The organism is Hyella patelloides LEGE 07179 (assembly GCF_900659865.1).
Taxonomy (GTDB): Bacteria; Cyanobacteriota; Cyanobacteriia; order Cyanobacteriales; family Xenococcaceae; genus Hyella; species Hyella patelloides.
In genome coordinates, this window is the sequence record NZ_LR214200.1 from 1 (window position 1) to 3,299 (window position 3,299).

Here is a 3,299-nt window from a genome sequence, read left to right on the forward strand (position 1 = left end):
TGAAAATCTTGTGAAAGAAATGTAAATTTTTAGATAAAGTTTACATTTTGGTTGATATTTTAGACTAATAACAATCATAATTAATGGCGGAGTGAACACAAGCTCGGTCTTGTCTTGACGATTATTCCTCTGCCAAGTGCGCGGGAAGTTGGGTTTCGTCGTTGCACATCAAAGTAATCTATGACTCAAAAAAAAACTATTTATGTTTTTCTGGGAACTTTTTAACCACTTATCAATTCTGGTAGTACCAACTTTATAGAAAAGATCTATATTCAAAACAATGGAAATTAATAAAAGCGATCGCTTCGCTTGGTTTAGTAAAGGAAAAATACTGGCTAGTTTAGGAAAACTAGAAGAATCTTTAGACTGTTTCAATAGAGCAATAGCCCTTAAAAATAATTATTACGAAGCGTGGTCGGAAAAAGGTACAGTCTTGGAAAGTTTGGAGCGTTTTGAAGAGGCTGATTATTGCTTTAACCAAAGTTTAGGCGCATTTTGCCATGAGCTTGGCGAAACTCTGGAAGACGATTTGTCAATTTTGGCAACTCCAGAAGATGATACCCCAGGAAGTTCTTATAATCAGGCTTGCTTTCATGCCATACAAGGCAATGTAGAGCGTGCTATTGCTTATTTGGAAAAAGCGATCGCTCACAATCCGATGAAATATAGTGTAATGGCATTACAAGATGTAGATTTCAAAGCCATTAGTCACGATTCTCGATTTCAAAAATTGACGGTTTTTTTTCTTAATTCTGCTTCTTGTCCGATTACCTAACTGAGGCAAAATGTGGTGGAATTTTCTTTGTATCTATCTTTGAAAAAGTTAAGGTACTCACTACTAGAGTGAATACCTTGGTTTTAATTCAAACTCTCACGTGCTGTAGGCGAGAAAACCTCGCTCAGGTTGCTCGTCAAAAATCAACAATTTTAATTCTGCCTATGCAGTTGCTTCTGTCAAAGGATAAACACTAATTTTTTGTCGTCCTTTTTTGCGGTATTCAAATTTAACAACCCCTTCTACTAAAGCAAATAGAGTATCATCGTTACCACGACCAACATTGTTTCCAGGGTGAAACTTAGTACCTCTTTGACGAACTAAAATGCTACCAGCAGTTACTTTTTGACCACCATAGCGTTTTACTCCCAGCCGTTTAGAATTAGAGTCACGACCGTTACGAGTGCTACCTGTTCCCTTCTTGTGAGCCATTTTGTTATCTCCTAATGTATTTTTATAGATAAATATTATTATTCTGCAACAACTTCTACAGAAGCCTGTTCCGCACCAGAGATAGCTGAACCACCAACATTAATAGAATTCACCATAAAGCGCGTTAATTCTTGGCGGTGTCCTCTTTTTTTTGCGAGTTTTCCTTGGGTTGCATTTTATAGTTTTTTTCCACGAAGGTGTTGCATTACAGTTCCTTCTACTGTAGCACCCTCAATAAAAGGCTGACCAACAGTAATTTCGTCATCATTATTGATTAACAATACTTTGTCCATTGTGAAATTGGACTCAGCGTCTACAGGAAGTAATTCAATATCATAAAAGCGACCAGGTTCTACTTTAAGTTGCTTGCCACCAGTTTCAATAATTGCGTAAGTCATGAGATTATTTCTAAGGTAAATTGCCGTACGGGTAGTCGTTAAATCTTGCGACTAAAACCCAGAAGATTTTTTTTGCAAGAGCGACATTTTGAGGTCTAAACCCGATCCGAGCAGGATAAGACACACGATCTATAATTATCTTTAACCAAATAACTATTTGTCAAGTAAAAATCAAATATCAAATTTGATAGCACCAAGCATTGATATCAACCCAATATCAATATAATATAATTGTCTTGAAAAGTAATATCAAACATCTTGATAATTTTAACTCTACATAGATTGTTTTTTGGTTGACAAGTCATTGAAACTCAAGATAAACCGCGTCCAGATAGAAAACTGGAGTTTAGAGTAGTTTATTTTTTCCCTTTTCCCTTTTCCCTTTTCCCTAAATCAGTTATCTAAAAAACTACGGGTTTCAAAATAGACGCGGTTTATCTATTGCTTACCTCTTTAAATCATCATAATTTAGCTAATAATTCAAACGATAATATTAAGGAAATTATCAACTAACAATGTTCTTTAAAACCGCTTGATTGAACAAAATACAAACATTGATATATCTATATCTTGACAATCAAGACAGTCGCTATTTTCTTTGTTCTTTGCTTTCCTAACTATTGCACATTTTCTAAATTAAACAAGAAAGGAACACCCCCTTGAGACTCACCAGTAACCAATACTCTAGGCATTTGTGCGCCACCTTCTCGCCAAGCTTCAATAGCTTCTTTTTGCAGTACTAACTGACCACCTTGAGCTTTTAAGGTTTCAGCTAATAGTCTTTGTGCTTCTGCTTTACCTCTGGCTCGGTTGATATCTGCTTGAGCCTCTTGTTCTGCTTCTTTCGCTACATAAACTGCACGACGAGCTTTTTGTTCGGCGATTTGTTTGTCTTCTACTGCTTTGGCAAATTCAGGAGAAAAATTAAGATCGACAACGCTGGTGTCTAAAACTAAGATACCGTATTTTTCCAAGCGAGAACCAAGAGCATTGTCAAAATCTTCTTTAAGTTCATTACGTTTAGTAATTGCTTCTTCTACTGTTCTTCTGGCTGCTGCGATTTTAAATGATTCTTGAGTTTGGGGCGCGATTATTTTTGCCACAATATTTTGCAGAGTCCCTTGAGTTCTGCGAATATTAACGATTTCTACTGGATCGAGACGAAAGTTGATGGCAAATCTGGCTTTTAAGTCTTGTAAATCTTTGGTAGAACTTTCTGCGGGAACTTCAAATTTTTGGACAGTAACATCATAAATGTCAACGTAAGATACGAGGGGCGGACGAAAGTGTAAACCTTCTAGTAAAGCCCCATCTTGTGCTTTACCCAGAATACTCAGTACTCCTGCTTGTCCTGGGTTAATGATGATAAAGGAGTTTAAGCCAATCACAAGTAATAAGGCTGCGATGATTCCTCCAACTAAGGGTTGCCAATTTTGAGCAGACTGATTATTCAATTCTTGTATCTCCTAAGATAATTACAACTTAACAAATTCGTTACTAAAAATTAGATTACCGAACTATTCTTTATCCTAAGATGATCTGGTCAGATAACTCTACAATTTTCAAGTTTTACTGCTCTTATTAACTCTATATTATGAAATTCCCTAAATTTCTCGATCCAATATGATAATATAGCTATGCTGTACTAATGTTGATAAAGTCTATTAGCATTAAGTACCTTTGAATTATTTTTT

3 protein-coding genes and 1 pseudogene are annotated in these 3,299 nt (G+C 35.9%); 1 reads left to right on the forward strand and 3 read right to left on the reverse strand.

The window, feature by feature from the left end; translation table 11 throughout:
- Positions 1 to 280 precede the first annotated feature (280 nt).
- Positions 281 to 775, forward strand: coding sequence for a tetratricopeptide repeat protein (locus tag H1P_RS32070; protein WP_144875353.1), 495 nt, complete (start codon positions 281 to 283; stop codon positions 773 to 775).
- 162 nt (positions 776 to 937) lie between these two features.
- Here H1P_RS32070 and rpmA read toward each other — a convergent pair whose 3' ends face one another.
- The 3 genes and pseudogenes from rpmA to H1P_RS32085 form a co-directional block, all read right to left on the reverse strand.
- Positions 938 to 1,207, reverse strand: a complete 270-nt coding sequence (gene rpmA, locus H1P_RS32075; RefSeq protein WP_144875355.1) for a 50S ribosomal protein L27 — start codon at positions 1,205 to 1,207, stop codon at positions 938 to 940.
- Positions 1,208 to 1,245: 38 nt separating this feature from the next.
- A pseudogene (gene rplU, locus H1P_RS39655) lies at positions 1,246 to 1,605 on the reverse strand (50S ribosomal protein L21).
- A 617-nt stretch (positions 1,606 to 2,222) separates the two neighbouring features.
- A complete protein-coding gene (locus H1P_RS32085) occupies positions 2,223 to 3,059 on the reverse strand; it encodes a prohibitin family protein (protein WP_144875357.1) in 837 nt (278 codons plus the stop codon).
- Positions 3,060 to 3,299 lie beyond the last annotated feature (240 nt).